This window comes from Flavobacterium movens (assembly GCF_039581425.1).
GTDB classification, from domain to species: Bacteria; Bacteroidota; Bacteroidia; order Flavobacteriales; family Flavobacteriaceae; genus Flavobacterium; species Flavobacterium luteolum.
This window is the reverse complement of record NZ_JBCPXY010000004.1, coordinates 255,505-279,582: the sequence shown is the minus strand read 5'-3', so window position 1 is coordinate 279,582 and position 24,078 is coordinate 255,505. Positions and strand designations below refer to the sequence as shown.

The following is a 24,078-nucleotide window of genomic DNA, read 5'->3' as shown; positions in this document are numbered from 1 at the left end:
TTTTGAAATTATGCTGTTGGGCATTAATTTTTTTTAGATGAAAAAAAAATTAGTTTTTATACAAACTGAAATTAATTACAATATCATCTTTTACTTTGATCAATCCGGCCATTTTTACTGGCGGTTCCATTTCAATATCAGAGAATTTTAAACTAAGTGTTCCTTGAATTTTGTCATCAGTATTGTATAATATGAAATCTTTGTATTTAAGAGTTTTATCGGTTATGAAAAAGTTTAGTCTGCATTTGTAATTTTTCCCCATTGGTTTTATGTCGCTGATAGAGACAGTACTATTTGGGAATTGTTTGACTTTTACCGTTCCTTGCAAATCTTTCGTCATTATCTTATTGCCACAATCAAAGTTTGACATTTTAATGTCGGTATTAAAAGTGTTTTTTTTAACGGAGTTTACATAAACAGTATCCTTTGTAGCAAAGGTATTAGAGCAATTATATTTGCCAACTGTAGATATTCCTGTGATTTCTATTTTAATTTTATTAATTACCACAGTGTTATCTTCTGCGAAAAAAGTGGGTTTAGCACTTCCTAGAAAAAAGAACATTGCTAAACCCATTATTAATATTTGAAATCTCGTTTTCATTTTTTTTATATTAGAACGCAATTGTTGCTTCGAATACTATACCTTCAAACTTACCACCATAAAAGTTGTTTAGATTTCCTGTAGCAGGATCTCCTGTAAATTGTGAGTAATCTTTATATTTTTGATTAACGTAGTTTAGTTTAGCTAAAATGTTTTTAGTCATAAACCAACCAGCACTAGCTTCAAATTTATCTACGGTCACCTTTTTAGCATCGGCATTAGATAATTTTCCAGATACTGTATTGTATTTCCCTCCGATATAGAATTGTTCAGTTCCTCCAAATCTGTAAATAAGTTCTGAAGCATATTGATTAGCAGTACGTTTATCGTCAGTACCAGCTTTATCTCCTCCTGAAGCTAATTCGATTGTTCCAAAGAATTCAAGTCCTTTATATTTTACAAAAGGGTTAATCATGTATGTAGTTGCCCAATTTTTGAAATTAGGATTGAACGTTGCCTCTGGAGTAGATGTTTTGCTGAAACTAGTAGGAACATCAGTAGTAGTTGTAGAAATAACAGTACCACTAGCATCGGTCTTAGTAATAGTATTTTTATAAGGATTATTATTCAATATGCCCCAATAACCAAATCCTGATCTATTTGCAGAATATATGTTTGCGTTACCAAGATTAGCATTATGGTAATAAGAACCTGTTAATCTTACTCTTAAATCTTCATTAAGCTGTTTATCATAACCAAGTTTCGCTAAGATTGAAGGGCTATGTGTTGTATTAGCATTAGGTCCAGTAGGGTAAAAAACTTCTTCATTACTTTGATTTAAGTTACCATTTGTAACACCTAACATGCTTACCAATCCATTTCTGTTGTAGTAAACTTCCATACCCATTTCTGTCGTGAAAGAATACATAATGTTGTTTCCAACAAATGCATTTCTGATTGTATTACCATTATCAGAACCTCTGAAGTGGGCATCACCAAAATTGTTCTCCATTTGTCCAATTTTAATGGTAGCATATTTCATTACATCAGCCAAGAAGTCTTTTTTAATGAAGTCTAACTTGTCAATTTGTAAGTATCCACCTTTTACATAAGAATCATTGTGATGTCTTGAAGCTAAATAAACATCTAAATTTACTCTTACTCCATCAAACAATTGAGCACCAATATACATATCAGCAGCAGGAAGAGTAAAATTGTTCTCAGTATTCATTAAACGATATCCTGAAATTGTTCTGGTGGTAGTTCCAGTAGCAGTAGTAGTTGTAGTCGTAATATTAGCAGGTTGGTTGTTGAATGAATTTGTTGCTTGAAAATCCATGTTGAAAGCACCACCAAGATCAATACTAAGGCCTTTAAATTCTCTAGTATCTTTTTGTACGTCGAAAACGTTGATACCGTCTTTTCCTCTAGAGATTTGATTTTGCATGTTTCCAAAACTGACTTGTGCCTGAACAGCAAATGTGCTGATTAATGTGACGAATAGAATATAAATTTTCTTCATGGCGTTTATAAATTAAAGTTTAAATTGAATTTTATAGTAAGGTCTTGACCTGTTTTTATTGTTCCAAGCATTGCTGTTGGAGACTTCATTCCGAAATCTGTAAAGGTGATTTTGTTGCTTCCCTGAAGATTTAATCCATCTTTTGTAACAGTTGTTTTTACAGAAGTTTTGTAAACTTTGCTAACTCCTGCGATGGTGTAAGTTCCAGTTAATTCCCAAGTTGTTTCATTTACTTTTTCAGCAGATTTAAGAACATATTTAATGTTTTTGTTTTTGTCTGTTTTTAAAGTTTCGTAAGCCACCTTATCCATGCTTTTTTTCTCACTTTTAACGCTTTCTGCTAAAAGAGTTACGTTCAAAGTTTCGATATCAGCTAATTTTCCGTTAGCAATGTTTAAAGTTGCCGTTCCAGTTCCAGAAGCCGATTTCATTTCCCAATCATGAAGGGTAGAAGTGCCAGCAACAGAAAAAGTTGATTTACTATCTAAAGTGTATGATTTTTGCGCTGTTGCTAATGAGGTGATTCCTAAAAATGCTGTTATAGCGACGAAAAGTTTTAATGTATTTGTTTTCATTTTGTCATGTTTATATTGTGAAAAAATAAGTTAATAGTCGGCCAGTTTCTATTTAGTACTAAGAATGTTGTTTTAACTTGTATCAAAGATCTTTCTATAAATCAGCTTTGGATATGATAAAAATCATTGTTAAAATTTTATTAAATAGGTATTTAATAACTACAACGTTTTCTTTTTTAAGAGAATCGATTACTAAAGCAAAAAATGGGTTTTGATTTTATTAAATTGATATTTTTTAACATTTACTTTGAATTAGTAAAAAGTTAAAAAAGAAGCATTCTTTAACATTAGCAATAAGATTTAGCTCAGAATAATATTGAAGATTACAGTCAGATCTTTTCCTGCTTTTACAACTCCAAGAGCCGCTTTCGGAGGTGTCATTTCAAAATCGCCAAAAGTTATCTGATTAGAACCTTGTAGAATGAAACTTCCTTTACTCACGGTTACTTTTACCTGAGTTTTATATTCTTTGCTTACGCCGGCAATAGTATAAACTCCTGTTAGGTTCCAAGTTGTATCATCAATTTTTTCGGCAGATTTTAAAACATATTCAATGTTTTTGTGTGTTTCAGTATCCATGGCTTCGTAAGCAACTTTGTCCATGCTCGCTTTGTAGCTTTTTAAACTTTCTGCCAATAAAGAAACAGTTAGACTGTTTATACCAGCAAGTTTAGAATCTTTAATTATTAAGCTGGCACTTCCTGTTCCTTCGGTAGATTTCATTACCCAATCGTGTACTGTAGATGTTCCTGCTACTTCAAAAGTGGAATTTGCATTTACAGTATATATTCTTTGTGCATTTGAATGCAATGAAAATGTTGTAAAAATTACTGTCAGTAAAATGGATTGAATTGTTTTCATGTTGATAAAGTATAGGTTAATCATTTAAACAAGGAAGTCTTAAAAATTCAGTTAGTGGTTCATGAATAAAAAGCTATCCTTATTTCTTAGACCAAAATTATCGCGCGCGAGAAGAAGACGAAATGATAAAAATCATGGCAAAATCTTTATTAAAATGGTATAGTAAAGACAGGGAAGCCTTATTGTAGTTGGGATTATACGTTCTGTAAATAAAATAAAATTGTAAATAATTGTTTTTTAGTTTGTTGTGTTTTTATGTTGGAATTTCAGATTCATTTTTCAGATTTATTTTTTTGAAAGAAATCAAGAAAAAAAGACAAGAAAAAAGAAGGAAAAGAATATAACTATTAGAAAATACTAGAAATAAAACTGGTTTTGAAGCTGTTTTTTTGAGGTTTAATCAAGAATGAATGCAAAAACCAAAAAAAAATGACAAAAGTGATTAACTTTGCAGCATGCAAATGGAGAAAAAAGACATACGAGCCTTATCAAAAGAACAGCTTCGCGATTTTTTTGTTGAAAATGGAGATAAAGCTTTTCGTGGAAATCAGGTTTATGAATGGTTGTGGAGCAAAGGTGCACACAGTTTTGAAGACATGACAAATGTAGCCAAAGCTACAAGGTCTATGCTTGAGAACAATTTTGTAATCAATCATATTAAGGTTGATACGATGCAGAAAAGCAGTGATGGAACTGTAAAAAATGCTGTGCGACTTCATGATGGACTTGTCGTTGAATCTGTTTTAATCCCGACTGAAACTAGAACAACTGCCTGTGTATCTAGTCAGGTTGGCTGTAGTTTAGACTGTAATTTCTGCGCAACGGCAAGATTAAAAAGAATGCGTAATCTTGAACCTGGAGAAATTTACGATCAGGTTCTGGCTATAGATAAAGAAAGCCGTCTGTATTACAATCATCCGCTTTCAAATATCGTTTTCATGGGAATGGGAGAACCTTTAATGAACTACAACAATGTCATTAAAGCAATTGACATGATTACTTCAGAAGAGGGATTAGGAATGTCTCCAAAACGAATTATGGTTTCGACATCAGGAATTCCGAAAATGATCAAAAAAATGGCAGATGACGATGTGAAGTTTAAATTGGCAGTTTCTTTACACTCGGCGATAGATGAGACACGTGCACGCATTATGCCTTTCAGTAAAAACTTTCCTTTAAAAGATCTACGAGAAGCATTAGAATATTGGTACAGAAAAACAAAAAGTAAAATATCTTACGAGTATGTAGTTTGGAAAGGAATTAATGATGATAAAGCTTCAGTTGATGCTTTGGTTAAATTCTGTAAATATGTGCCTTGTAAAGTCAATTTGATTGAATATAATCCGATTGATGATGGCGAATTCCAACAAGCTTCTGAAGAATCAATTATGGCTTACATAAAAGCTTTAGAAAACATAGGGGTAGTTGTAAAAGTGAGAAGAAGCCGAGGAAAAGACATCGACGCTGCTTGTGGACAATTAGCGAATAAAGAAGCAGAATAATATTTGCTAAAAAATATTCCGCTAGGAATAATCTCGTTGCTAGAAAAAAAATATTCATAATGATAATTATGTCCCATAGGGACATTTGATCGGTTTTATATGATAAAAAAAAAAGCATTAAAAACGAGAAATAATTCTTGTTTTTAATGCTTTTTTCTTGGGCAAAAAGGATACTTATTTTTTCAAATCAACTTCTTCAGTAACACCATCTTTTGTTACTTTGGCAAGAGTATCGCATTCTCCGTTTCCATAATCTATAGTTGCCGAAGCCCCATTTTTAGTAATAGAAACAATTCCTTTTACTGCAAAAGATTTTCTGCAAGAAGCATTAAACTCTAAAGGAGTTGTGATTTCTGCCGAAAAAGTATCGCCGTTAGGGAAAGTGGTAGAGCCGCTTCCAGTAACAACAAATACATTATCATCCCAATCAAACCATGTATCATAGCCAGAAGTCATTTCCTTTATCAGAGTTCCTTTTCTAGCATAAACCTTTCCATCATCAAAAGTAATCGTTAAATCTATTGCCGCTGTCGACACTGGGTGCGGCGTCACCAATAAATTGGTTTCTTTAATTGTTCTAACAATACTTTTATTTCCCTGAATTTTTTTACCATTATGATAAAATCCTTCAAAAGTGTAACTGATCGTTTGTGTAGAAGAAGTAAAATCATTCGAAAAAGAAACGACCATTTTTCCTTTTACTGTATTACCGTTATTCAAAGTACATCCTTCAGCGCCAAAATCTACTGTTTTTGTCCAAGTATTATTGGTTAAAACAGTAGTAATTGTGGCACAACTTGGAAGATAATTTTTTATAGGACCGCCTGGTTTTGAATTTACATTGAGCTGAGAGCTAAATTGATCTTCGGCAATATTAGTAACGTCCTCTATAGAGGCATCGATTTTTGAATTAGCTATAATTTCGTCATTTGTAATCGTAGCTGATGAACCGTCATTTGTTTTTTCATCAGAATTACAGCTAATGAAAAAAGACAATGTAATTATACATGTTCCAATTAATAAAAATTTTGTTTTCATAAATAAATAGTTTTGGGTTTTCTTTTAAGTTAATGAATTCAAATCAGTATTAGTTAGAGCTATTTTTGGTGTTTTTTTTCAGGTTAAAACATAAATTATTTAAATCCTAACCTAAAATAAACAACGTATTTTTATTTAAAATAGTATATTTGGAGTCTAAATGAATATTACGTCTCAAATAAAGCAGCCTATTTTTAACGAGATGGAACTTTTCGAAAAAAAGTTCCATGAATCGATGACTTCAAAGGTTGCGTTATTAAACAGAATCACTTATTATATCGTAAACCGTAAAGGAAAACAAATGCGTCCGATGTTTGTTTTTTTGACTGCAAAAATGGTTTCAGGCGGTACAGTAAACGAAAGAACGTATCGTGGAGCTTCTGTAATTGAGCTTATTCACACCGCAACTTTAGTACACGACGACGTTGTTGATGACAGTAATCGCCGTCGCGGATTTTTCTCAATCAATGCGCTTTGGAAAAATAAAATTGCTGTTTTGGTCGGAGATTATTTATTGTCTAAAGGCCTACTGCTTTCTATCGATAATGGTGATTTTGATTTGTTAAGAATCATTTCTGTAGCCGTTCGTGAAATGAGCGAAGGAGAATTGCTTCAAATCGAAAAAGCACGTCGACTTGATATTACTGAAGATGTTTATTACGAAATCATCAGAAAGAAAACTGCAACGCTTATTGCCGCTTGTTGTGCGCTTGGCGCGAAAGCCGTAATAGAAGATGATATTCAGGTAGAAAACATGCGTAAGTTCGGCGAGTTAATCGGAATGGCATTTCAAATCAAAGACGATTTATTTGATTACAGCGAAGAGGCGATCGGAAAACCAACTGGAATAGATATTAAGGAGCAAAAAATGACTTTGCCTTTAATTCACGTTTTAAATACATGTACTCAACAAGAAAAAAAGTGGCTGATAAACTCCATCAAAAACCATAACAAAGACAAAAAACGCGTAAAAGAAGTGATTGCATTTGTGAAAAATAACAATGGTTTGGCTTACGCCGAAAACAAAATGGTGCAATTCCAGCAGGAAGCACTTGCATTACTTCAAAACTTCCAAGATTCTGAGTATAAAGATGCGCTGACTTTGATGGTTAATTATGTTATTGAGAGAAAGAAATGATTTTTTAGTTAGAAAATTGACTTTAAGATATAAGCAAAAACCTCTTTTAAAATTTTTAAAAGAGGTTTTTGTTTATAATGAGGTAAATTTTATTCTGCTGTTTCAATTTCTGTTTCGGCTTCCGGTTTTTTCTTAAATTCATTGATAACACCAAATAATGCCATCAAGCTAAATATTCCCCAGCCAATTGCCCAATATAAGCTACTATTAGAAGAGTTTTTTTCTTTTTCCTTAGCTAATTCTGATTTTGGATTTGCAAGGTTAAAATTCGGATCACTTTTAAGATAGTAAACAGTCAATTTATTTGATTTTGGAAGATCAACATCAAAGGTATGTTCTCCTTCATAAGTGTTTCCATCCAAATCAAAATGATACCTAAATTTATAAGTCTTCATTGGTATGCCGGCAATTTTAATCGTAGTTTCTTTATATTCATCATATAATTCCGCTTGGATTGTTGAATTGTCGAAAAGCATTTTTTCATAATTGGAGATTGCTTTGTTGTCTCCGCCTTTAATATATTCGGTTGAGCAGTTTTTACAGCAAAAAACGGCGACAAAAAGAACGAGAATTGAGGAGAACTTGTCTTTCATTTAATTAGGTTTAGGTTTGTTTTTGGTAAATTTTTCGGGAGTAAATATAATAATTTTAATACGTAAATGAGTATTAATTAAAAAAACTTGTTTTAGTAACGTTTAAGGAAATTCTCAAGGTATTTAAGAATGCTTAAATATTAGTATTCTTATGCGAGAAGTTTACTTAAGTTTACATTAAGAGAACCAATAACCCAATCTAGTTTTTGGAATTATTTTTTTTGAAAATTTTTCATACTTCATGCAACCATTTCAAATCGACAATCGTCTATGCTAATAGAAGTCTATTTCTAAAACCAAAACCAAAAGCTTATTAATGAAAATTATTTCGTTACATCAAGAAGAAACCAAAATCATAAAGCTGGCTGCCGAAAACAATCGTCAGGCGCAGCAACAGATTTACGGTAAATATTCTTCTAAAATGCTAAGTGTATGCCGTCAATATATAAAAGACATTCAGTTGGCAGAAGATGTAATGATAACAGCTTTCATGAAAGTGTTTACGAATCTAAAAAACTTTGAGCATAAAGGGAGTTTTGAAGGCTGGATTCGCCGAATTATGGTAAACGAATGCATTTCGTATTTAAGAGTTCAGAAAAAAGTAAAATTTGCCGAAGATGAATTTTTTGTTGAAGAAAGTTTTAATGAAATCGACAGTCAATTTACAGTGGAACAGATTCAGTTTTTAATTGATGCTCTACCCGATGGATATAAAATGGTTTTCAATTTATATGCAATTGAAGGTTACAAACACAATGAAATTGCCAAGATGTTAGGGATTAATGAAGGAACATCGAAATCGCAATTATCGCACGCTAGAAAAATGCTCCAAACACAAATTACTATTTTAAAAAAACAAGATAATGGAACCGAATAATTTTGAAAAGGATTTCCGTGAAAAGCTAAACGATCGCAAAATTGATCCAAGCGACAAAGCCTGGGATCGATTGAATGCAATGTTGAGTGTAGCAGAAGAAAAGAAACCTAAGAAAAGCAGAAAATGGCTTTATATCGCAGCAAGTATTGTAGGTTTTTTATTGGTTGGTACAATTTATTTTAATCGTTCTGAAACTGTAGAAATAAAAAAGGATACACCAATAGTCTTAGAACAAAAAACAAATAGAGATACTGTAAATGCGGTAGGAATAAATAAAAATGATGTTGTAAGTGTCAGTAATCATCATCAGAAGCGAATAATGAAAAATACGCCAGCTCCTGTTGGCATTCATAATCAAAACAAGAATTCAGAACAACTTGAGAATAATGTAGCGCTTTCGGTTAAAAATGATTTAAAAGAAGATACTGCAATAGTTAATTCTTTTGAAAGTAAAAATCACCAATCTGAAAATAAAAGCAAATACATTTCAGCAGAAAAATTATTAGCGGAAGTTAATGGTAAAGTTGAAACAAACGCTACTGACGAAATAATTAAAAAAAACAGAAAAGCTGTTTCGGTAAATCCTAATGATTTGCTGTTAAATGCTGAAACAGAATTAAATCAATCTTATAGAGAGTCTGCATTAGATAAATTTAATAAAAATTTGAAAGTTGTAAAAAGTGCAATAGCAAATAGGAATTACAAAGAATAAAAAATCATCAATCATCAATCAAAAAACGAAAATCATGCAAAAAATTATATTAATTACAATGATGATAGTTGCTATGGCAACTAAATTATCGGCACAGGAAAGTGGCAGTTATAAAAAGGTTTTAGACTGGTCTTATTGGCAACATGATCCTGTAAAATATGAAATGAATTTTGAAAAAAATCCTGAATCTTCTGATCAAAATATCTTTACCATAAAATCAGTTCAAAGTAAAATAAAAGGTTTTGGCAGTCTTGGAAAATCCGCAAAACCTGAATTGTATAAGGATAAAACACTTAAAATGACTGCTTATGTAAAGACTGAAAATGTAAGTTCATGGGCTGGACTTTGGATGCGTGTCGATTATTATTCTGCTCGTGTACTTGCTTTTGATAACATGCAGAACAGACCTATAAAAGGCTCAACTAATTGGACAAAATACGAAGTTGTTTTATTTGTGCCAAAGGATGCAACATCAATTGTTTATGGCGTTTTGTTAGATGGGCCAGGGCAAATTTGGTTTAAAGATGTAAAACTCGAAGTGGTTGATGATAGTGTTCCGGAAACTGGGTCAGCTAAAGGACGAGAGCATAAGGATATTCCATTTGAAGTAAGAGCAAAAGCCATTGCCGATCAAATTAAAAAAATAACAGAGGATGAGAAAAATGCTTTAAAAGTCGAAGTAGATTCATTAGATAATGAAGTTTCAAAAGGAACAATTTCTAAAGAAAAAGCAGAAGAGCTTAAATTAAATAAAGCTAAAGTTCGTGCTGCTAATATTGAAACAAATGTCGCTATTGAAGAAAATAAATTAAGTCAATTGGTTCAAGATAGAGTTGATGGCAAAATTGAGACAGAAAATGGAAATAAAGGCAAAGGGACAAAGTTTGTAATTGGCGATTGCGATGATTGTGATAAAGAGGATAAAACAATCATTAATCTTACTTCTATGAAAGTGTATCACGGACAAAAAGATGTTGATAAACGTCAGTCAAAAAGAACTACTACTCAATTTGTTTTTGCTTTTGGAGCAAATAATTTAGTGACAGATGGCCAAGTTGCCCATTCAGATTTTAAATACTTGCAGTCTCACTTTTATGAATGGGGAATAACCGGGAATACTAGAATTTTAAAAGAAGATAATTTGCTGCATTTTAAATACGGAATGTCTCTGATGTATAATAATCTACGAGCGACAGATGATCGTTATTTTGAAAAAAATGGCGCACAAACCGATTTAGTAACAAGTCCAGTACATTTAGACGAATCTCGATTTAGAAATGTATATGTAATGGTACCATTGCATTTGGAGTTTGATTTTACTAAGAAAGAAGTTCGAGATGGGGTTAATTATTTTAAATCACATAAAAGCGCCAGATTTGGCATAGGAGGTTATGCGGGATTTAGAGTAAAATCAAAACAAATTTTGTGTTTTGACGATGAGGTTGGAAATGATGTGAAGCAAAAAACAAAGGGTAATTTTAATGTAAATGATTTTAATTATGGGTTGAGTACATATGTCGGTTACAAAGCAACAAGTTTGTATTTGAAATATGATTTGCAGCCTTTATTTGAAAAAAATAGTGTAGATCAAAATAATATTTCCTTGGGATTGCGTTTCGATTTCAACTAAGAATAAAATTGAGTTTAGTTAGTAAAAAAGCATCTCGGGAGAGATGCTTTTTTTGATTTAAAAATGATTAAAATTCCAACAAGATTTGCGTATTTTTGCTAGCTCTCAACTTTTAAAATTTAATATACTTTGATTTCACAAAGCACCATTGACTCTGTTTTTGAAACTGCTCGAGTAGAGGAGGTTATCGGCGATTTTGTCAATTTAAAACGCGCAGGAAGTAATTTCAAAGGTTTGAGTCCGTTCTCAGATGAACGTTCACCGTCGTTCATGGTTTCGCCAGCAAAAGGAATCTGGAAAGATTTTAGTACGGGAAAAGGCGGAAATTCTGTTAAATTTTTAATGGAACACTCACAATTTACTTATCCCGAAGCCATTCGATATTTAGCCAAAAAATACAATATCGAAATTGAAGAAACCGAACAGACAGAAGCAGAAAAAGCAAATACAGATATTCGAGAAAGTATGTATTTAGTTTCTGAATTCGCAGCCAAATATTTTCAGGATGTTTTGGTTAATTCTGAAGAAGGAAAAGCAATTGGTTTATCTTATTTTAAAGAAAGAGGATTTACCAATGAAACCATTAAAAAATTCAACCTAGGATATTCTCCAGAAACTTGGGATGCTTTGACTAAAGAAGCCTTAGGAAAAGGATACAAGTTAGAATTTCTAGAAAGTACAGGTTTAACAATTCCTAGAGAAGATCGCCCGTTTGACCGATTTAAAGGACGCGTAATGTTTCCAATTCAGAGTATGTCGGGCCGTGTTTTAGGTTTTGGCGGACGTATTTTAACCAATGATAAAAAAGCAGCAAAATATCTGAATTCACCTGAAAGCGATATCTACCATAAAAGTAAAGTTCTTTACGGAATTTATCACGCAAAACAATCTATAGCCAAACAAAATAATTGTTATTTAGTTGAAGGTTATACGGATGTGATTCAGTTCAGTCAAGCCGGAATAGAAAATGTGGTGGCTTCATCTGGAACAGCTTTAACGCCAGATCAGATTCGTTTGATAAATCGTCTGACGCGAAATATTACAGTTCTTTTTGATGGAGATGCTGCAGGTTTGCGTGCTTCTATTCGAGGAATCGATTTAATTCTTGAAGAAGGAATGAATGTCAGAGTTTGTTCGTTTCCTGATGGAGAAGATCCCGATAGTTTTGCCCGTAAAAATTCGCATGATGATTTAGTTGCTTATTTAGAAAATAACAGTAAAGATTTTATACAGTTTAAAGCTTCGATCTTAATGGGCGAAGCTAAAAACGACCCGATAAAAAAAGCCGATCTAATTCGTGATATGGTAGCGAGTATCTCTAAAATACCAGATCGTATTCAGCGAGAAGTATATATTCAGGAATGTGCTCGAATTATGGATATTTCTGAGCAGGTTTTGACAAGTACTTTAGCGCAACTTATCCAGAAAGATATTGCCGAAGCGAATAAAAAGCAAAAGCAGGAACAAAAGCCTTTTGAAGTAGTTAGAAACCAGCCTCCACAAGCTGGTACGTTTTCAGGAGGAGATCCAGAAGATCCAAGAACAGGGCCGCCAGAAGGTTACGATTATCCTGGAGATCCCGGATATTATCCGCCACAACAAACTCAAAAAGTAGATATTTTATATGGTTTTGAAAGGAAAGTCATTGAGGTTTTGCTTTTGTATGGGAGCGTAGTAGAAGATTTTGAAGATGTTTTCTTGAAAGCAGATGAAGAAGGAAATGTAAAAGAGGTTTCTGAAAAAAGACAATATAAAGTATTCGAAAAAATATATCTAAGTCTGCAGGAAGATGAGATAGAGCTATCGAATGTTTTATTTAAAAATATTTATACTAATATTATTGATTTTTATAATCAGAATGAAACTTTTAGTTTAGATAAATATTTGATGCATTTAGAGCCTGAATTTGCTCAAGAAGTTACCAATATTTTAATGGAAGACGAAAGGTTGACCATTCATAATTGGGAAGGGCAGAATATTTTTCCAAAACAAAAAAGTGAAACGATTGAGCAGAATGTTTCTGAGACCATATTTGCTATGCGATGGTATTTGGTGTCTGCAATCATTGCAGAATTAAAGAATTCTCTTCTAACGAATCCGCAAGAAGACAATTCGGAAGTTTTAAGTATGGTAATAGATTATTCTAAACTGCTGAATAATTTTTCGAAGAAACTTGGGCGTGTAGTTGTACCTTATCACTAAAAAGAGAAAAACTCTATCTAATTTGATAAATCAAAAAAGATAGAGTTTTTATAAATTTTCGATTACTTAAATATTTAAGTTAGTCGATTTGAATTAAATAATTTCTAAAGTCTTTGCTTTGTTTACTAAGTCAACTAAATTAGTAACATTTAATTTAGTTAATAATCTCAGTTTGTAGGTACTGATCGTTTTTTCGTTCAGATTTAAGATTTTAGAGATTTCATTGTTTTTCTTACCATCACTTAAGTAGCGTAAAACCTCGATTTCGCGGTTAGAAAGTTTTCTGTACAAACGCTCACTTTTGCTTTGTTTAGCAATAAGTGCCATGTTTTTACGTACTGTTTCGTTGATGATGATTTTTCCTTCGTGTACTTTAATAATAGAATGACCTAATGTTTCAAGTTTTTCTGTTTTGTGTACATACCCAGAAACTCCTGCTTTAATTGCGTTTGGAGCGTACATTTGCTCAGCAAGATCACTGAAAATAACAATTTTTGTTTTTGGGAAATTTTTCAGGATTGATTTGATTTCGAAGATACTAGAAAGACCTTCTAACTCTAAGTCTAAGATTAGAATATCGATTTCCTTAGTTTGAAGGATATCTCTAACCATTGAAAAATTGCCTACGTTGGCAACAATTGAAATTTGATCGTGGTCTTTAAAATAAGACTTAACGCCAAAGTGCGTCACAGGATGATTGTCTGCTAGACATACTTTAATCATAATTTTTACCTTTTTTAGAATTGTTCATGTTTTTGGAACGGTAAAATTAATAAATAAATTCTGTAATAACTCGCAGAGAATGTTAAAATGTATTATTTTAACGTTTTTGGTATTAAACAAACCGGAATTGCATCCATTTTGTGCTTGTTGCTGGTGTTTAATCGTTTATAAATTTCAAAGACAGATTTTTCTCTCCCCTCAAAGTCAGATGCCGTCTTTCCTGACTCCGCGGCCAACATCGCCCATTCTAACTCGTCATAACTAGCGCCTAATTGATCCTCATCTGTACGATTGTCTCCAAATAATCCATCAGTAGGAGCGGCTGTTAAAATGGATTGCGGAATTTGCAAAAATTCTCCTAAAGCGTATACGTCAGATTTCATTAAATCAGCAATCGGACTTAAATCTACACCGCCATCTCCATATTTAGTATAAAAGCCTACACCAAAATCTTCAACCTTGTTTCCAGTTCCTGCAACAAGCAAACCATGAATTCCTGCTAAATAATATAAAGAAGTCATTCTAATACGTGCACGTGTGTTTGCTAAAGCTAAATTTACTTTTGCTGTATCCTCTGTTGAAGGAACGGCACTTTTAAAAGATTCAAAAGTTTCTGTTAAATCAGTTTTAACATCAGAAACATTTGGGAAACGTTTTTTTAGCTGATCAATATGTTCTCTTCCTCTTGTTACTTGGCTTTCTGCCTGATGAATTGGCATTTCTACACATAAAACGTCCAGTCCAGTCTGTGCGCATAAAGTTGAAGTTACTGCAGAATCTACACCACCAGAGATTCCAATTACAAAACCATTTACTTTTGCATTAGTAGCATAATTTTTTAACCACTCTACAATGTGCGTATTTACTTTTTCTGTCTGAATTGTGCTTTTTTTAGCCATAATAGTTTAAGTTTTAAGATACAGGGATGTATATTTGCAGAATTATTTTGAGTATGCAACTGCTTAAAATTCTGATAACACAAATCTAATTAAAATAAAATGAAAATATATCGCTTTGCAGTGGTTCTATGCCTGTTTTTTTTGTCTTGCAATCAAAAAAGTAAGGTTGAAAAAGAAGTAGAAGAAATTCCTGTTGATATTAAAGTGGAAAGATTTGATAAGGTGTTTTTTGAGACTAAACCGCAAGATCTTCCGAAAATAAAAAAACAATACCCGTTTTTCTTTCCTGGCAACGATGATAATGTTTGGATTCAGAAAATGAATGATCCGATTTGGAGAGAAGTTTACGAAGAAGTTCAGAAAAAATACAGCAATTTTGAACCCGTTCGCAAAGAGTTTAATGAGCTTTTTCAACACGTAAAATATTATTTTCCTAAAACTAAAATTCCTAAAGTAATTACAGTTATTGGAGAAATGGATTATAATGCGAAATCAATTTATGCAGATAGTCTAGTCGTTGTAGCTTTAGAATTGTATTTAGGGAAAAATCATAAATTCTATGAGTTTCCAAATTATTTAAAAGAGAACTTTGAAGAAAGGCAAATTATGCCAGACGTAGTCTCTAGTTTTTCGTATAGAAATATTCCAAATTCTATAGATAAGAGTTTGGTTGCGCAAATGGTTTCTGAAGGGAAACAGCTTTATGCAAAAGATTTGCTGATTCCTGAATATACAGACGCAGAAAAAATGGGATATACTCCAGAGCAAATAAAATGGTGTGAAGAAAACGAAGCCTATATGTGGCGTTATTTCATAGAAAATGAAATGCTTTATAGTGAAGACCCAAAGTTGAGAGCACGATTTATAGCTCCAGCTCCTTTTTCTAAATTCTTTTTAGAAATAGATAACGATTCTCCAGGACGAGTGGGAGCTTGGATTGGCTGGCAGATGGTACGTTCTTACATGAAAAATAATAGTGATGTTTCTTTGGCTGAATTGTTTAAGCTTGAGCCAAAAGAAATCTTCGAAAAATCAAAATATAAACCTAAGAAATAATGGCAAATATAAACTCAGAGATTAAATTTAATATAGAATTGGATGAAAACCGTGTTCCTGAAAAACTAACATGGAGTGCGCAAGACGGTGGAGTTCAAGCAGAAGAAGCAAAAGCAATTATGTTGTCTATTTGGGACAGCAAAGCAAAAGAAACCATGCGTATTGATTTGTGGACAAAAGACATGCCGGTAGACGAAATGAAAATTTTCTTCCACCAGACTTTAGTAGCTATGTCGGACACATTTAAACGTGCAACAGATGACGAAAAAATGTCAGACACAATGAAAGATTTCTGTGACTACTTTGCGGAAAAACTTGAGCTGACAAAATAGTTAAATTCCAAATAAGTAAAATTCCAAATTCAATCTTAGAGATTGGGTTTGGGATTTTTTGTTTTTTTATTGTAAATTGTCTAGATAAATCAAATTATATGCTGTTTGCTTTTCTTGTAAGTCTTATCGGTTTGTTTTTTTTGCTAGCTAATGCGATACGCTTTTATATGACCTGCAAAAACAGAGATATATTGTATCGTATTATAACAGCTTATTTGGTTTTATTGTTTTGTGTAGAATTGCTTTGTAATATAATCGGGTTTCTTTATCCTAATTCTAATTTCTTCCTTTCGCATTATTATTTTATTTTCCAGTTTATCACGCTTAACCTCTTTTTTTATAAAAGTTTTTCAAGTAGAGTATTAAAGCAGATTATGGTAATTGTCTTTTGGGCCGTGCTTCTTTTTTTAGGATGGCAATATTATAATAAACCTTCGCTTTATTGGGAGTTTAATCTAATAGAAATAACAATAACATCTATTCCATTGCTGTTTTATGCGATCTATTTTATTGTCTCCAATTTAAAAAAGCATAAGCATAATTATTTCTATTTCTGTAACGGACTCATTATTTATGTAACAAGTAGTGCGGGGATTTTTCTCTCAGGAAATACCGATTCTGTATTTTTTACAGAACCATTTGTGCTCGATTTCTGGTTTTTCAATTCTTTATTTTATATTCTGTATCAGTTTTTGATTTATAAAGAATGGAAGTCTTTAAATTTCAGAAGAAAAACGAAGCAAAAACTAAACTAATAAATATAAAAAATCCCAAATTCCAAGTGTAAGATTGGAGTTTGGGATTTTTATTATTGTATATTTTTAAAAATTTGGAATTTAATTTTAAAATTCCGAGTTGTTTTTAAAAACTTCTTGATTTACTTGATCGATATAAGACAAAAGTTCTTCTTTTCCGATAGATTCTGTAGATGAGGTTACAAAATACTGTGGCATTTCGGCCCAGTTATTGGCAAACATCTGTTTTTTGTAAGCTGCGATATGCGAATCTATTTTAGTTTTACCAATTTTATCCGCTTTAGTAAAAATAATACAAAACGGAATCTCGCTTTCTCCCATATAAGACATAAATTCGATGTCGATATTTTGCGCTTCGTGGCGAATGTCAATCAAAACAAAAGCGCAAACGAGCTGCTCTCTGGTTTCGAAATAATCGGTGATGAACTTCTGAAAAGTTGATTTCGTTTTCTTTGAAACTTTAGCGTATCCGTAACCAGGTAAATCGACCAAAAACCAATTGTTGTTGATTTTAAAGTGGTTTATTAATTGTGTTTTTCCTGGTTTTCCAGATGTTTTTGCTAAATTTTTATTGTTGGTAAGCATATTAATCAAAGACGACTTACCTACGTTTGATCTTCCTATAAAGGCATATTCTGGTAAAAAGTCCTTTGGACATTTTGATGCGTCAGAATTGCTGACAATAAATTCGGCGGTGTTAATTTTCATATTCCTTCGTTTTAAAACCTCCTAAAAAATAAATTTTAACGGCTATAAATTCTTTTCAGTAAGCCATTTTTCAAGAACTTCGTTAAATTCTTGAGGGTGTTCCATCATTGCTGCGTGTCCACATTTGTCGATCCAGTACAAATCAGAATTTGGTAGTAATTTATGGAATTCTTCTGCTACATTTGGAGGTGTTACAGAGTCATTTTTACCCCAAATAATGCAAGTTTCAACAGTCATTTTAGGCAAATCTTTAGCCATATTGTGACGTATCGCGCTCTTTGCAATAGTTAAGGTTTTGATTAATTTGATTCGGTCATTAGCCGTAGCGTATACTTCATCAATCAATTCGGGAGTTGCTATTTTCGGGTCGTAAAATACATCTTCGGCTTTCTTTTTAATGTATTCGTAATCGCCTCTTCTTGGGTAACTGTCTCCCATTGCGCTTTCGTAAAGTCCAGAGCTTCCTGTGATTACAAGTCCAGCAACTTTTTCAGGATAAAGTTTTGTATGGTACAAAGCGATATGTCCTCCAAGAGAATTTCCTAAAAGAATTACTTTGTCAAAACCTTTAAAAGTGATAAAGTCTTTTACGTATTTCGCAAAACTTTTTACGTTCGTTTTTAAAATGCTTTGGGTGTATATTGGCAAATCTGGGATAACAACTTTATATCCTTTGTTTGGGAAATATTGTGCTACACCATCAAAGTTACTTAGACCTCCCATTAATCCATGCAGAATAACGATCGGAGTTCCTTCTCCAGCTTCAAAATAGCTGTATTTGCCTTCTTTTTTATAGTGTTTGTCCATCTAATCTAATGCCAATTTCAATTTCGACAAATATAGGGTTAATTCAACAAAAATGAATTTTTGATGTCATTTTTTAACTAGATAATTTGAGTAGAATTTATAAATGATTAAAAATCAGTAATTAAGCCACTATTTGTTAAAATGTGCAAATGTTAAGAAATGTGCATTATAATCATTTTTTTAAGAAAATTAGCGCATTATTTTTTTGAATGAATAACGTATTTAAGAATCTGTTAATTAATAGTTAAAGTATTGATTGATTGTAGATTATGGAGTGTGGGAGTAAAGTGGTTAAACTTATTAACAAAGTGGTATAAAGTGGTAAAATGTGGTAATTTTTTTTATATTTTTGCTGTATAACATGTTAACTAGTTTTTTTGAACACAATTGTTGGAACATATGAATGTAAAGTCGATGCTAAAGGAAGGCTAATGATGCCTGCACCTTTAAAAAAGCAGTTGACGGCTTCTCTTCAAGACGGATTTGTTTTGAAGCGTTCTGTTTTTCAGCCGTGTTTAGAGTTGTATCCTATGGTAGAATGGGATGCGATGATGAAAAAAATCAACAAGCTTAATCGCTTTGTAAAAAAGAACAACGATTTCATTAGAAGATTTACTGCTGGTGTTAAAGTGGTTGAGGTTGATGCATTAGGACGATTGCTTGTTCCAAAAGATTTGGTAACGTTTGCAAGTATTTCTAAAGATGTCGTTTTTTCATCTGCGGTTAATATTGTTGAGATTTGGGACAAAGATTTATACGAGAAATCAATTAGCGGCGAAGATATGGATTTTGCAGATTTAGCCGAAGAAGTAATGGGAAATATTAATGACGACGAAGATGGAATATCATAATCCGGTTTTGCTTCATCCAACAGTAGATGGTTTAAATATTAAGCCTGATGGTGTGTATGTAGATGTTACGTTTGGAGGCGGTGGTCATTCAAAAGAGATTTTAAAAAGATTAGGGCCAAATGGAAGGCTGTTTGCATTTGATCAAGATGAAGATGCGCTTGCTAATGCATTGCCAGACGAAAGGTTTACTCTGATAAATGAGAATTTTAGGTTCATAAAAAGATTTTTACGCTTTCATGGAGTAAAGTCGGTTGATGGAATCCTGGCAGATTTAGGAGTTTCATCACATCAGTTTGATGTTCCTGAAAGAGGTTTCTCAACAAGATTTGATGCCGAGCTAGATATGCGGATGAGTCAAAGAAATGATTTAAATGCTTATCGAGTGGTTAACGAATATGAAGAACAGGATTTACGTCGTGTTTTTTTTGATTATGGGGAGTTGAAAAATGCACCCGTTTTGGCAAGAACAATTGTTGAGGCTAGAAAAGATTACCCAATCAAAACGACTGAAGAATTGAAAGAAGTTTTGAAAAAGTTTTTGCCAGAGAAAGTGCGAAACAAAGTCTTGGCTCAGATTTATCAGGCAATCAGAATCGAGGTGAATCAGGAAATGGATGTTTTAAAAGAATTTATTGAGCAGTCATTGGAGATTTTAAAACCAGGAGGAAGATTTTCTGTAATCTCATACCATTCTTTAGAAGATCGTTTGGTGAAAAGATTCATTAAAAACGGAATGTTTGAAGGTGAGCCAGAAAGAGATTTTTACGGAAATTTTTCAGTTCCATACAAAACAATAGGGAAATTGATTGTTCCAGATGATGAGGAGATCAAGATTAATAATAGAGCAAGAAGTGCAAAATTAAGAGTTGCAGAAAAGCTATAATATATATTAAGGTAGGAAATAATGAAAAGCGGCGTATTTAGCATATTAAAAGCAAGGTTCCTGATTCATGAAGATGCAGTAAAAAATTGGCGATTTATTGTTTTTATAATTCTGCTGGCCATTTTGATGATTGCCAATACACAGCGATACGAACAAAAGGTTTTTGAAATCGCGAAATTAAATAATGAAGTAAAAGAATTGAGATCTGAATTTGTGGATCGACGTTCAGAATTGATGAAATTAAAAATGGAGTCAACTATTTCGGATAAAATGTTAGAAAAACAAATTTTTCCGTCGACAGTTCCTCCAGTTAAAATAGAAGTTACAAAAGAAGAAGAAAAAAGTTTCTTTAAAAGAATATGGCAGTAGACGATAAACATATATCCTACAGAATTTACCTCGTAGCAGTTTTCATCTTTTTGATGGCAATTGCTATTGTCGTTAAATTAACCAATATTCAGTGGGTTGAAGGAGATTATTACAGAAAACTAGCTAAACAGCGTACTGTGAGAAACTTCGTTATTCCTGCAAACAAAGGGAATATCTATTCTGCTGACGGAAGTTTATTGGCAACATCGATCCCGAATTATGAAATTCGTTTTGATGCTAAAGCGCCAAAAACAGAAACTTTCGAAAAATATGTAAAACCATTGTCAGATTCATTGGCAACGGTTTTAGATAAACCAAGTAGTTATTTTCAGAAAGAATTGCGAAAAGCACGTGAAAATAAAAACCGTTATTACTTGATTGCTCGCAATTTGAGTTATACAGAATATGTGAAAATTAAAGGTTTTCCGTTGTTCAGTTTAGGAGCTTTCAAAGGAGGAATTATAGTAGAGCAAGAAACGGTTAGAAAACATCCAATTGGAAAAATTGCAGAAAGAACCATTGGTTACGACCGCATTGATCCAGCAACTGGAATAGAGGTAGGAAAAGGAATTGAATGGGCTTTTAAAAGTTATCTGAACGGAAAAGATGGTAAAATTTTAAAGCAAAAAATTGCAAAAGGGCAATGGAAGCCAATTCGTGATGTAAACGAGGTGGATCCAATTGATGGTTATGATGTGATTTCGACTATAGATGTTTTTATACAAGATATTGCGCACCACGCTTTGTTGAAACAATTAGAAGATTACGAAGCAGATCATGGTTGCGTGGTTGTTATGGAAACAGAAACAGGATACATAAAAGCGATTTCCAATTTAGGAAGAGCAGAAGATGGATCTTATTATGAAACAACAAATTATGCGGTTGCTGAATCTCACGAGCCGGGATCGACTTTTAAATTGGTTGATTTAATGGCGATTTTAGAAGATAAAGTAGCTGACACGAGTACAGTTTATGATAGCCACGGCGGGGAAATCAGATATTATGGAAGAGCCGTTCGTGATTCGCATAGAGGTGGTTACGGAAAAGTTACTTTAGCACGCGGATTTGAACTTTCGTCTAATACAGTAATGGTTCAGGCAGTTTATGACAATTACAAAAGCAACCCGTCTAAGTTTGTAAATCATATTAATGAATTAGGTTTAAATAAACCACTAGGATTGCATTTTAAAGGAGAAGGAAGACCTTATATTCCGCAACCTGGTGATAAACATTGGTCGGGAACTACGCTTCCGTGGATGGCTTTTGGATATAACGTTTCGGTTACGCCAATGCAAACTTTAACTTTATATAATGCGGTTGCGAATAATGGCGTAATGGTAAAACCACAATTTGTATCAGAAATTAAAGAGTGGAATAAGACCATTAAAAAGTTCGATACAGAAGTGATGAATCCAAAGGTTTGTTCGCCTGAAACGCTAAAAAAAGTAAAAGCAGTTTTGGCGAATGTGGTAAAAAAAGGAACAGGTTCTAAGTTGTATTCGAAAGATTTCTCAATGGCAGGAAAAACAGGAACAGCTATGGTGAATTATGGCAACGCAGGAAGAGAAGGAATGTATTATGCATCTTCTTTCGCAGGTTATTTCCCAGCTGATCATCCTAAATATTCTTGTATTGTAGTGGTTCATAAGCCAAATACATCTAGAAATAACTATTACGGAGCAGATGTTGCTGGGCCAGTTTTCAAAAGAATCGCCCAAAAGATTTTTACTGATGCGCCTTCGACAAATAAAATTAAAAAATTAGATTCTAGGATTCCAAAACAGGATGCTAGTTATGATAAATATACGGCTGAAGCTAATAAAAAGCTGAACGAGATTCCGAATTTAAAAGGAATGCCAGGAATGGATGCGATTGCTTTATTGGAAAATTTAGGTTTGAAAGTAAAAGTAAATGGAATGGGGAAAGTGAAGAATCAATCAATTCAAGCGGGAACCAGTATTAGCAAAAACACAACAATTGTATTAGAATTATCGTGAAAGTATTAAAAGACATATTATATAAAGTGGCTATTGAATCTGTAAAAGGTTCAACAGATATTACTATTCATAAAATTGAATTTGATTCGCGCAAAGTAGAAGCAAATGATATTTTTGTGGCAATTCGCGGTTCACTTTCAGATGGGCATGATTACATAGAGAAAGCAATTGAACTTGGAGCAAAAGCAATTATTTGCGATACACTTCCTGCAACTGTTGTAAACGATGTTACCTATATTCAAGTAAAAGATACCAATACCGCTTTAGCTTTTATGGCAGCTAATTATTTTGAAGATCCATCTGCAAAATTAAAATTAGTTGGAGTAACAGGAACAAATGGAAAAACGACAATTGCGTCATTATTGTTTCAGTTGTTTGAAAAAGCTGGTTTTAAAGTGGGATTACTGTCAACTGTAAAAATCGTAGTAGACAAAACAGAATACCCTGCAACGCATACAACGCCAGATTCTTTGACTATAAATCATTATTTGAATGAAATGGTTGAGGCTGGAGTTACGCATTGCTTTATGGAAGTAAGCTCGCATGGAATTCACCAAAAACGTACGGAAGCTCTACATTTTGTTGGCGGAATTTTTACGAATCTTTCTCACGATCATTTAGATTATCATCCAACATTTGCTGAATATAGAGATGTTAAAAAATCATTTTTTGACTCACTTCCAAAATCAGCTTTTGTTTTATCAAACATTGATGACAAAAACGGTTCTGTAATGTTGCAGAATACTGTTGCTAAAAAACTGACTTACGCTTTAAAATCTTACGCAGATTATAGAGCGCAGATTTTAGAAAGCCAATTATCAGGATTACTGTTGAAAGTTAACGACAATGAAGTTTGGGTAAAACTGATTGGTACGTTCAACGCGTACAATGTTTTAGCAATTTATGGAGCTGCAGTAGAGCTAGGAATTGATAGTCTTGAAGCGTTGCGTTTACTGTCTGATTTAGAAAGTGTTTCGGGTCGTTTTCAATATATCGTATCAGATGGAGGTATTACAGCTGTTGTAGATTATGCACATACGCCAGATGCATTGGAAAATGTTTTAAAAACGATAAACGATATCCGTACTAAAAATGAGCAGTTAATTACTGTTGTTGGATGTGGAGGAAATCGAGACAAAACAAAACGCCCGATTATGGCAAAGATTGCTTCAGATTTAAGCGATAAAGCGATTTTGACTTCGGATAATCCGAGAAATGAAGATCCAGAAGTTATTTTGGATGAAATGGAGCAAGGAGTTGAGCCACACAATTATAAAAAAATGCTTCGAATTACAGATAGAAAACAGGCAATTAAAACAGCTTGTCAATTTGCTCAGCCTAAAGATATCATTCTAATCGCAGGAAAAGGGCACGAAACGTATCAAGAAATAAATGGTGTTCGCCATCATTTCGATGATATGGAAACGGTAAGAGAAATTTTAGAACAACTGAATAAATAAAAAAAATTAAGTTCAAATACCATCACACAATTGGAATTTGGCATTTC

Annotated in this window: 23 protein-coding genes; 13 read left to right on the top strand and 10 right to left on the bottom strand. The window is 32.9% G+C overall.

The window, feature by feature from the left end:
* Positions 1-49: 49 nt before the first annotated feature.
* The 4 genes from AAYQ05_RS09740 to AAYQ05_RS09725 all read right to left on the bottom strand — a co-directional run bounded on the left by AAYQ05_RS09740 (position 50) and on the right by AAYQ05_RS09725 (position 3,499).
* Positions 50-601: a hypothetical protein gene (locus tag AAYQ05_RS09740; protein ID WP_281631245.1), complete on the bottom strand. Its 552-nt coding sequence runs from the start codon at positions 599-601 to the stop codon at positions 50-52.
* Between the two features lie 10 nt (positions 602-611).
* On the bottom strand, positions 612-2,063 hold the full coding sequence (locus AAYQ05_RS09735; RefSeq protein ID WP_343542985.1) for a hypothetical protein: 1,452 nt from the start codon (positions 2,061-2,063) through the stop codon (positions 612-614).
* 5 nt (positions 2,064-2,068) lie between these two features.
* Positions 2,069-2,638, bottom strand: a complete 570-nt coding sequence (locus AAYQ05_RS09730) for a YceI family protein (protein WP_343542983.1) — start codon at positions 2,636-2,638, stop codon at positions 2,069-2,071.
* A gap of 300 nt (positions 2,639-2,938) precedes the next feature.
* Complete coding sequence (locus AAYQ05_RS09725) at positions 2,939-3,499, bottom strand: YceI family protein (protein WP_343542982.1); 561 nt, start codon at positions 3,497-3,499, stop codon at positions 2,939-2,941.
* Positions 3,500-3,954: 455 nt separating this feature from the next.
* Here AAYQ05_RS09725 and rlmN point away from each other — a divergent pair, with 455 nt between their 5' ends.
* Positions 3,955-5,001, top strand: a complete 1,047-nt coding sequence (gene rlmN / locus AAYQ05_RS09720) for a dual-specificity RNA methyltransferase RlmN (protein ID WP_177210825.1) — start codon at positions 3,955-3,957, stop codon at positions 4,999-5,001.
* A gap of 174 nt (positions 5,002-5,175) precedes the next feature.
* Here the strand turns inward: rlmN and AAYQ05_RS09715 are convergent, their stop codons facing one another.
* Entirely contained in the window at positions 5,176-6,039 is an 864-nt protein-coding gene (locus AAYQ05_RS09715; RefSeq protein ID WP_343542981.1) for a hypothetical protein, read from the bottom strand.
* Between the two features lie 160 nt (positions 6,040-6,199).
* Between AAYQ05_RS09715 and AAYQ05_RS09710 the strand changes: the two genes are divergently transcribed.
* Positions 6,200-7,177, top strand: coding sequence for a polyprenyl synthetase family protein (locus AAYQ05_RS09710; protein WP_343542978.1), 978 nt, complete (start codon positions 6,200-6,202; stop codon positions 7,175-7,177).
* Positions 7,178-7,266: 89 nt separating this feature from the next.
* Here AAYQ05_RS09710 and AAYQ05_RS09705 read toward each other — a convergent pair whose 3' ends face one another.
* Entirely contained in the window at positions 7,267-7,770 is a 504-nt protein-coding gene (locus AAYQ05_RS09705; protein WP_343542976.1) for a hypothetical protein, read from the bottom strand.
* Between the two features lie 316 nt (positions 7,771-8,086).
* Here AAYQ05_RS09705 and AAYQ05_RS09700 point away from each other — a divergent pair, with 316 nt between their 5' ends.
* The 4 genes from AAYQ05_RS09700 to dnaG all read left to right on the top strand — a co-directional run bounded on the left by AAYQ05_RS09700 (position 8,087) and on the right by dnaG (position 13,191).
* A complete protein-coding gene (locus tag AAYQ05_RS09700; RefSeq protein WP_343542975.1) occupies positions 8,087-8,647 on the top strand; it encodes an RNA polymerase sigma factor in 561 nt (186 codons plus the stop codon).
* Positions 8,634-9,359 carry a hypothetical protein gene (locus AAYQ05_RS09695; protein WP_343542974.1) on the top strand — a complete coding sequence of 242 codons (726 nt, stop codon included), beginning with the start codon at positions 8,634-8,636 and terminating at the stop codon, positions 9,357-9,359. The genes AAYQ05_RS09700 and AAYQ05_RS09695 overlap by 14 nt, the downstream gene beginning before the upstream one ends.
* Before the next feature lie 34 nt (positions 9,360-9,393).
* Positions 9,394-10,989: a hypothetical protein gene (locus AAYQ05_RS09690; protein ID WP_343542972.1), complete on the top strand. Its 1,596-nt coding sequence runs from the start codon at positions 9,394-9,396 to the stop codon at positions 10,987-10,989.
* 129 nt (positions 10,990-11,118) lie between these two features.
* The gene (dnaG, locus tag AAYQ05_RS09685; RefSeq protein WP_343542971.1) at positions 11,119-13,191 is read left to right on the top strand and encodes a DNA primase; all 2,073 of its coding nucleotides are present in this window, start codon (positions 11,119-11,121) and stop codon (positions 13,189-13,191) included.
* Between the two features lie 93 nt (positions 13,192-13,284).
* On the opposite strand, the gene AAYQ05_RS09680 is transcribed toward dnaG, so the two are convergent.
* Both AAYQ05_RS09680 and nadE read right to left on the bottom strand, forming a co-directional pair.
* Positions 13,285-13,914 (bottom strand): response regulator transcription factor, encoded by a 630-nt coding sequence (locus AAYQ05_RS09680; protein WP_008467169.1) that lies wholly within the window; start codon positions 13,912-13,914, stop codon positions 13,285-13,287.
* 92 nt (positions 13,915-14,006) lie between these two features.
* Positions 14,007-14,813: an NAD(+) synthase gene (gene nadE, locus AAYQ05_RS09675; protein ID WP_343542966.1), complete on the bottom strand. Its 807-nt coding sequence runs from the start codon at positions 14,811-14,813 to the stop codon at positions 14,007-14,009.
* A gap of 99 nt (positions 14,814-14,912) precedes the next feature.
* Here nadE and gldB point away from each other — a divergent pair, with 99 nt between their 5' ends.
* Together gldB and gldC are read left to right on the top strand one after the other, a co-directional pair.
* Positions 14,913-15,869, top strand: coding sequence for a gliding motility lipoprotein GldB (gene gldB / locus AAYQ05_RS09670; RefSeq protein WP_343542964.1), 957 nt, complete (start codon positions 14,913-14,915; stop codon positions 15,867-15,869).
* Positions 15,869-16,201: a gliding motility protein GldC gene (gene gldC / locus AAYQ05_RS09665; protein ID WP_008467164.1), complete on the top strand. Its 333-nt coding sequence runs from the start codon at positions 15,869-15,871 to the stop codon at positions 16,199-16,201. The genes gldB and gldC overlap by 1 nt, the downstream gene beginning before the upstream one ends.
* Positions 16,202-17,043: 842 nt before the next feature.
* On the opposite strand, the gene yihA is transcribed toward gldC, so the two are convergent.
* Both yihA and AAYQ05_RS09655 read right to left on the bottom strand, forming a co-directional pair.
* Entirely contained in the window at positions 17,044-17,664 is a 621-nt protein-coding gene (gene yihA, locus AAYQ05_RS09660; RefSeq protein ID WP_343542963.1) for a ribosome biogenesis GTP-binding protein YihA/YsxC, read from the bottom strand.
* A 42-nt stretch (positions 17,665-17,706) separates the two neighbouring features.
* Positions 17,707-18,471, bottom strand: a complete 765-nt coding sequence (locus AAYQ05_RS09655) for an alpha/beta fold hydrolase (protein ID WP_177210812.1) — start codon at positions 18,469-18,471, stop codon at positions 17,707-17,709.
* Between the two features lie 377 nt (positions 18,472-18,848).
* Between AAYQ05_RS09655 and AAYQ05_RS09650 the strand changes: the two genes are divergently transcribed.
* The 5 genes from AAYQ05_RS09650 to AAYQ05_RS09630 are packed head-to-tail and all read left to right on the top strand — an operon-like array spanning position 18,849 to position 24,031.
* Positions 18,849-19,322, top strand: a complete 474-nt coding sequence (locus AAYQ05_RS09650; RefSeq protein WP_035691746.1) for a division/cell wall cluster transcriptional repressor MraZ — start codon at positions 18,849-18,851, stop codon at positions 19,320-19,322.
* Positions 19,297-20,205, top strand: coding sequence for a 16S rRNA (cytosine(1402)-N(4))-methyltransferase RsmH (gene rsmH / locus AAYQ05_RS09645; protein WP_177210811.1), 909 nt, complete (start codon positions 19,297-19,299; stop codon positions 20,203-20,205). Before AAYQ05_RS09650 ends, rsmH begins: the two co-directional genes overlap by 26 nt.
* Positions 20,206-20,226: 21 nt before the next feature.
* The gene (locus AAYQ05_RS09640; RefSeq protein ID WP_066032697.1) at positions 20,227-20,574 is read left to right on the top strand and encodes an FtsL-like putative cell division protein; all 348 of its coding nucleotides are present in this window, start codon (positions 20,227-20,229) and stop codon (positions 20,572-20,574) included.
* Positions 20,565-22,571 (top strand): PASTA domain-containing penicillin-binding protein, encoded by a 2,007-nt coding sequence (locus tag AAYQ05_RS09635; protein WP_343542955.1) that lies wholly within the window; start codon positions 20,565-20,567, stop codon positions 22,569-22,571. The genes AAYQ05_RS09640 and AAYQ05_RS09635 overlap by 10 nt, the downstream gene beginning before the upstream one ends.
* Positions 22,568-24,031 (top strand): UDP-N-acetylmuramoyl-L-alanyl-D-glutamate--2,6-diaminopimelate ligase, encoded by a 1,464-nt coding sequence (locus AAYQ05_RS09630; protein ID WP_343542953.1) that lies wholly within the window; start codon positions 22,568-22,570, stop codon positions 24,029-24,031. Before AAYQ05_RS09635 ends, AAYQ05_RS09630 begins: the two co-directional genes overlap by 4 nt.
* The last annotated feature ends 47 nt before the right edge of the window (positions 24,032-24,078 follow it).